At 64.0% G+C, this 6,101-nt stretch carries 6 protein-coding genes; 1 reads left to right on the forward strand and 5 read right to left on the reverse strand.

Going from position 1 to position 6,101, the window contains the following annotated elements:
- Nucleotide 1: 1 nt before the first annotated feature.
- Nucleotides 2–1,102 carry a Gfo/Idh/MocA family protein gene (locus tag BM345_RS28840; protein WP_175545204.1) on the reverse strand — a complete coding sequence of 367 codons (1,101 nt, stop codon included), beginning with the start codon at nt 1,100–1,102 and terminating at the stop codon, nt 2–4.
- Nucleotides 1,103–1,153: 51 nt separating this feature from the next.
- Between BM345_RS28840 and BM345_RS28845 the strand changes: the two genes are divergently transcribed.
- On the forward strand, nt 1,154–2,083 hold the full coding sequence (locus tag BM345_RS28845) for an aldose 1-epimerase (RefSeq protein ID WP_093387107.1): 930 nt from the start codon (nt 1,154–1,156) through the stop codon (nt 2,081–2,083).
- Here the strand turns inward: BM345_RS28845 and BM345_RS28850 are convergent.
- The 4 genes from BM345_RS28850 to BM345_RS28865 are packed head-to-tail and all read right to left on the reverse strand — an operon-like array spanning nt 2,080 to nt 5,848.
- Nucleotides 2,080–2,925, reverse strand: a complete 846-nt coding sequence (locus BM345_RS28850) for an SMP-30/gluconolactonase/LRE family protein (protein WP_217654043.1) — start codon at nt 2,923–2,925, stop codon at nt 2,080–2,082. The genes BM345_RS28845 and BM345_RS28850 overlap by 4 nt on opposite strands.
- A gap of 47 nt (nt 2,926–2,972) precedes the next feature.
- Nucleotides 2,973–3,644, reverse strand: a complete 672-nt coding sequence (locus BM345_RS28855) for an SDR family oxidoreductase (RefSeq protein ID WP_093387110.1) — start codon at nt 3,642–3,644, stop codon at nt 2,973–2,975.
- A 9-nt stretch (nt 3,645–3,653) separates the two neighbouring features.
- Nucleotides 3,654–4,718 (reverse strand): hypothetical protein, encoded by a 1,065-nt coding sequence (locus BM345_RS28860; protein WP_093387113.1) that lies wholly within the window; start codon nt 4,716–4,718, stop codon nt 3,654–3,656.
- Nucleotides 4,715–5,848: a mandelate racemase/muconate lactonizing enzyme family protein gene (locus tag BM345_RS28865; protein ID WP_175545205.1), complete on the reverse strand. Its 1,134-nt coding sequence runs from the start codon at nt 5,846–5,848 to the stop codon at nt 4,715–4,717. The genes BM345_RS28860 and BM345_RS28865 overlap by 4 nt, the downstream gene beginning before the upstream one ends.
- Nucleotides 5,849–6,101 lie beyond the last annotated feature (253 nt).

Below are 6,101 nucleotides of genomic sequence, written 5' to 3' on the forward strand. Positions count from 1 at the left end.
ATCAACCCGCGAGCAGCTCGTTGCGCGTAACCACACGCCCCTGTTCCAACGAACGCTGTGCCGCCAAGCACGTCACTAGATTCTCAAAGCCCTGCCCCGCCTCAGACTCGTTCACGCGGCGCCCCTGCAAGACGATGTCGGCAAAGCGCCGGTGCGCCAGATCGAAACCCAGATGCCCTTCGTGTTCGGCCGCATCGACTACGACCTCACGTCCGCCCGGATGTGCGGGATCGTAGACCTGCAAGCGCCCCGCCCCATCCGTGTCGCCCACCAGTTTGCCGTTGGCCCCCACCAGTCCAAACAGGTTGTGGCGCGGATAGTCAGTGAAATAGCTGAAGTTCAGGCTCGCGCGGACCCCGTTCTCGTACTCGATCAGCGTGACGGCGTTGTCTTCGAAGTCCTGCTGTCCTCCCAACACGTCCAGCCCTCCGAAACTGCACAGGCGCGAGAACGGATGCTCGTCGTTGAACAGCGAAAACAGATTGATCCAATGGCAGATCTCCGCCACGAAGGCTCCGCCACTGACGGCGCGTTGCCGATAGCCAGGTCGAAAAGGCATGCGGAACGCGTTCCACCACATCATGCGCAGCTCCCCGATGTGGCGCTCGTCCAGTTCGGCCCGCACTCGCCGCACGAGCGGCGACTGGCGAAACTCGAAGTTCAGAACAAACGCCGCCCGAGCCCTGCGCGCAACGTCCAGAAGCCGCATGCCCTCGACCAAGTTGACCGCAAATGGTTTGGACGCCATGACGTGCTTGCCGCACTCCAGCGCCGCGCTCGCGTAGGTCGCATTGAGATTGATGGGCACCGCCAGGATCACCGCCTCCAGTCCAGGATGCGCCAACAAGCGCGCATAGTCGTCGTAGAAAGCAACCTGGCTGAAATCCCGCAAGGCGCGACTCTGCGCGATCAGCTGCTCGCGCGGCGCCGTGAAAGTCACGCTGTCCAAGGGCTTGTCCGGCACAGCGCCCAACAGGTAATCGTAGGTTTCCCGCGCGTGGCTGCACAGCGCGACCAGCTCGAAGCGCTCGTCCCTGCACACCTCCAGCACACTGGCCATCCCATGCCGCAGACCCACCACACCGACCCGAATCTTGTGCATCGATCCACTCTCCGTGACGCTTGCGCGCAATAATGTTATCGCTACCATATTATGCAGGCCAGTGCTCCTCAGGTCAACCCAGAAGCCGCCATCTTCCTGTTACGGGCGGGCGCCCTCCGCGTGGAGGTCTGTCCCGAATTCGGGGGTCGCCTTCTACGCTTCTGGTCAGAGACAAGGCAGCAGCCCCAGTGGCTGCACCCCATCTCGCACGAAGAGGCTCGGAATGGGCAGCACGTTCGTGGCGGCTGCTTTCCACTCGTACCCTACTCCAACCGCATCCGCCACGCGCAACTCGCACGGCCAGAGGGCGACCTGCAGCTTAGCGCCGATCCGCTTGGGGCACCTCACGCCATGCACGGCCCCGGCTGGCGCCGCCCCTGGACCGTAATCAAGCACGGCGACGGGTCGCTCGCCATGGAACTGATGCACCGGGCCGATCGCGACTGGCCTTTCGAATTCAGGGCCGAGCAGTTCGTGCGCTTGCGGGCCGGTCAACTTGAACTCGAACTTCGCCTGCACGCCTTGGCCGCTCAGCCCATGCCCGCGGGACTGGGCTGGCACCCCTACTTTCCGGATCACGGCGATGTCGACCTGCAGTTGCGTGCGCGCCGTGATTGGCCTGTGCCGGCCGACGTGATGCCAGTGGGCAGCGTCCCCCTGCCCGTGGTGCAGCGCCTTGTCCATCTGCGCCGTCATGCGCCACGAGACGCCCTGGTGCGCGCGCTGAGCGAATGGGACGGCAGCGCTGTGCTTCACTGGCCGAGCCAAGGGTGCGCCCTGTCCCTGAAAGCCAGCCGGTTGCTACGCCATGTGATCCTGTTCGCGCCCACCGACGCGCCGTTCCTGTGCGTCGAGCCGGTTAGCCACGCTATCGACGGATTCAACCTCCAGGCCCGCGGGTTACGAAATACCGGCACCCGCACCCTGGCACCCGGCCAGACGCTGCGCGCCAGTCTGCGCATGCAACCGCTGGAGCGCTAACCCTTAAAGCGCGGCTCGGCCAGACCGCGCACCCCCAGCCCCTCGATCGCGAATAGCGCACCGGCAAGTGGCTGCGAAGCCCTTTCGTCGTCCGCCAGCATGGCGTTCGCACTGGTCACGTACAGCACATCCAGCCCGGGACCGCCAAAGCTGCACATAGTGGGGTGCCGCACGGGCAGCTCGACGCGCCGGTCCAGCCGGCCGTCCGGGGCGAATCGCGCGATCGCGCCCCCATGCACTAGCGCACACCAGTAGTAGCCTTGCGAATCCACGGTGGCGCCATCGGGTCGCCCTCCCACGGCATGGGTTGTGACAAACACCCGGCGATTGCGGATCGCGCCTGAGTCCAGATCAAAATCGTAAGCAAACACGGTGTGTTGACGCGAGTCCGCCAGGTACAGAGTCTTGCCCTCGGGGCTGAAGGCGATCCCGTTGGAGACGATGAAGCCTTCGTCCATCGTGCTGCATTTGCCCTCCGCCCCCAATCGATAGAGCCGCCCGATCGGATGCGTCAGGCTGCGATCGCGCGATCCGCACCAATAGCGGCCCCGCGGATCGCATTTGCCGTCGTTCAACAGCGTTCCAGGCACCTCGCCCGCCGGATCGCAGATGGCTTGCAAGCGCGCCGGCTCGCCGGGGGCCCCAAGATCGACGAAGAAGAAGCCGCCCTCCATGGCGCCAACCAATCCTCCGGCTTCTCGCAGCACGAGCGAGCCAATGGGACCGGGCAATGGCCAGCGCGCCAGACCTCCCGTGGCATCCAGGCGCTGAATCGCCCCCGCGTACGCGTCTACCCAATACAGCACCTGGTCGCGGGGATCCCACAACGGGGATTCACCCACCTGGTTGTGCGCCTCGTGAACGCAGCGCACAATAATCGGAGCCCCGGCTACCAAGGCAGCACCGTGTCATTGAACATGTAGAAGCTACCCGTCTCGTGCGCGCTGGCCCGATGGATCACGCGGCGCATGCCCCGCACACTTTCATCGACCTCTACCCGTGCCCCGGGCTCGGTCTTGGCCCAGCCCGGGTGCAACGCCAACACCGTGATGTGGCGCTCACGCAGGTCCATCGCCATGGTCCTGACCAGCGAATTGAGCGCTGCCTTGCTCGCCCGGTAGGCGTATGCACCGCCGGTCGTGTTCAGCGTCGTGCTACCCATGCGGCTGGAGATGAAGGCCATTGCCCGCAATTCGCTGCGGGCCACATGCTCGACGAACGCCTCGGCCAGGTGCAACGGCGCGATTGCGTTCGTCTCGACGATCCGCCGCATGGTCGGGTAGTCTGTCGATCCAAAGGGCGGATTCATCCGCGCAAGGGCCGCATTGCTCACGAGCAGATCGATCGGCTCCTCGCGAAGCTCGTGCGCCAGGGCCTGGACCGCGGCGAAATCAGTGACATCGAGAGCGCACACGCGCACGTTGCCCCCCAAGGCGGCAAGCTCGGGCGTCGCCTGCGGCTCGCGGGCGGTGGCGATCACTCGCCACTGGTCAGCCGCGTACTGGCGGACAAACTCCAGACCCAGGCCGCGACCGCAGCCGGTAATCAGTACAGTGGGCATCAAGAATCCTCAGTCGTTTCGGTGCTGCCGGTACAACAGCCGGTTGTCGTGAACGATGTATTGCATGTCCTCGATCTCAAGGCTCAACCCGTTGCGGGCGCGGATCTGCACATTCGCCTGAGCCAGCCACCAATACAGCACGGTGCATCCGTGCTTGTAGTGCGGCCACAGGTAGTACGCACGGGCGTGCGCGCGCGCCCGCACCACCACCTGGCCCGACGGTCCTTCGAAGGTCGAACGCCACGCGCAAGGAATCTGCAATCGGCTTTGCGGGTCCACCCAGAACTCTGTCTCGTCGATCGCATAGCGGTGCTCCGGCGCGCTGAAATCCAGAACCTGGTCCTGATGCACCAGGCGACACCATGCCAGGCCGAGGGACGGACGCGACAGGAATATGATCTGCGTGTCACCCGCACCTCCACCGTGCCAGGTCACGCCGCGCGCAGACAGCGTCTTGACCGGGTTGTAGCGCACGCCGCAATGCACATGACGTTCATGGCTCGCAAATCCGGAGATCGGGATGCGCTCTCCCTGCACATCGATAACACCTTTGGCGCGCGCGCAAGCCACAAACCACTGCTCTTCGGTCTCCTCCACACGGGCCTGAGGATCGGTGAACCAGAAGCCCGGGCCCATGGCTTGCATCGACAGGTCCAAGCCGACACCCGCGTGTTCACCATGCAGCGACCACTGAGGCGGACGGGCGATGACTTGGCGGTTGCCAACCTGCCAGCGCGCGCGGCTCGCGTCGATGTCCACCTGGATCGCCTGGGCAGGCAGATGGTCCCCCAGGTCGTAGCCCACACAGAGAAACGGGTTGTCGCGCATCGCGGCCTGTCCTGGCGCGGGCGTCGCTGCGCGCACCAGCAACGTCTGAGAAAGCGCCACGTCGCCCAGCGCATACGGACCGCCCGGCTGCCCACCGAACAACCGGTAAGGCGAAGCCCACAGCAGAATATCCTCTCCGCCGGTGCGGTCCCAGACCATCCACCCGTTGTTTTCCCAAAGATTGCCCATCTCATGGGCGAGCGAGTGGTGGTCCCGGTAGTTGGAAGGCGTGATGTTGAAGCTCATTCTGCGCCCTTCATCGCGTAGTGGCGCAGCGCGTCTTCGTCCACCTCTATCCCGAGACCCGGGCCTTCAGGCACATACATCGTGCCCCCTTCCTTGCGCACAGGCTTGCACAGCAGGTCGTGCTCATTCAGGTCGTAGGCCAGCGCGGCCGGAAAATGCGCGTTGGACAGCGCCGCGGCATAGTGCGCATGCGCCGCCTCCGAGATGCCAAGCGGAACGCGCTCGCCCACCGAGATGTCGGCATCAAAGGTCTGGGCCAGCGAAGCAATGCGCATGCTCTCGCGTAGCCCACCGCATTTGCCGAGATAGACATGCAGCGTGTCAGCTGCACGCGCCTGCAACAGCAACCGCGCATCGTTGGCACTCCAGAAGCCTTCATCCGCAATGATCGAGGTGCGCACCGTGCGCACGACTTGCGCGCCGCCCTCGAGGTCCCAGAACTTGCAAGGCTGCTCAACGCTGTCGATGCCATAGGCTTCAAAGTCTTGGATCCTCTGGATTGCCTGCTTCGGGGTCCAGGCCTGGTTGGCATCAATTCGAATGCTGATGTCTGGCCCCACCGCCTCGCGCACCGCACGGATACGTGCCACGTCGACGCTGTGATTCCCCCCCACTCGCATCTTTATGTTGCGATAGCCATCCTGCGTGCAGCGCAGCGCAATCTCCGCCGACGTCTTCGAATCGCTCACGCCAATGTTCTTGACGATCTCGAACGAATCGCGTTGCTTGCCACCCAGCAACTGATACACCGGCACGTTGAGCGCCCTGCCCATCGCGTCATGCAAGGCAATGTCGATGGCGCAACGCACGCAGTTCCAATGCCCGAGGCGTTCGGTCACCATCATCTCAATCGCGTCCATCTTGGCGTGCAACGCGGTGAAATTGAAGGCGTCGTCGCCCACCAGAGCATCCGCGAGATGATCGCGTGCCACCGTGAAGAGGCTGCGCACCTGCGTGTCGCCCTCCCCCCAGCCCACCACTCCCTGATCCGTCGTCACGCGGACCACGGTGAAGGGCGACGTCCGAGGCGTGCGCCCACGTTGCAGATCGAATGACCCATGGCGCGGCACTTCCACGGGAAAGATGTCGACCCGTGCAATGCGATGTCGAGTGGTTGAATCGTTCGTCATGGAGATGAATGTGGCTGTTGTGGCGATTTCTGTTATCGTTATCATACCCGGCGAATTGTTTGTGTCAACGCCTCAATCTAGGGCTCCCCATGACGAGTTCTCTCGCGACAACATCCGAATCCACGCCAACTTCGGGCACCTACCCTCATACGCGCCTGCTGATCAACAACGAATGGTGCGACGCGGCCAGCGGCAAGACGCTGGACGTGTACAACCCCGCCACCGGCAAGGTGATCGGCAAGGTCGCCCATGC

Origin of the sequence: Variovorax sp. OV329 (genome assembly GCF_900114785.1) — a bacterium.
Classification (GTDB): Bacteria; Pseudomonadota; Gammaproteobacteria; order Burkholderiales; family Burkholderiaceae_C; genus Variovorax.

Bases quoted from the DNA above. Each gene is read 5' to 3' on its own strand.
- BM345_RS28840 (WP_175545204.1), bottom strand. From the start codon at position 1,102: ATGCACAAGATTCGGGTCGGTGTGGTGGGTCTGCGGCATGGGATGGCC.
- BM345_RS28845 (WP_093387107.1), top strand. From the start codon at position 1,154: ATGCAGGCCAGTGCTCCTCAGGTCAACCCAGAAGCCGCCATCTTCCTG.
- BM345_RS28855 (WP_093387110.1), bottom strand. From the start codon at position 3,644: ATGCCCACTGTACTGATTACCGGCTGCGGTCGCGGCCTGGGTCTGGAG.
- BM345_RS28860 (WP_093387113.1), bottom strand. From the start codon at position 4,718: ATGAGCTTCAACATCACGCCTTCCAACTACCGGGACCACCACTCGCTC.
- BM345_RS28865 (WP_175545205.1), bottom strand. From the start codon at position 5,848: ATGACGAACGATTCAACCACTCGACATCGCATTGCACGGGTCGACATC.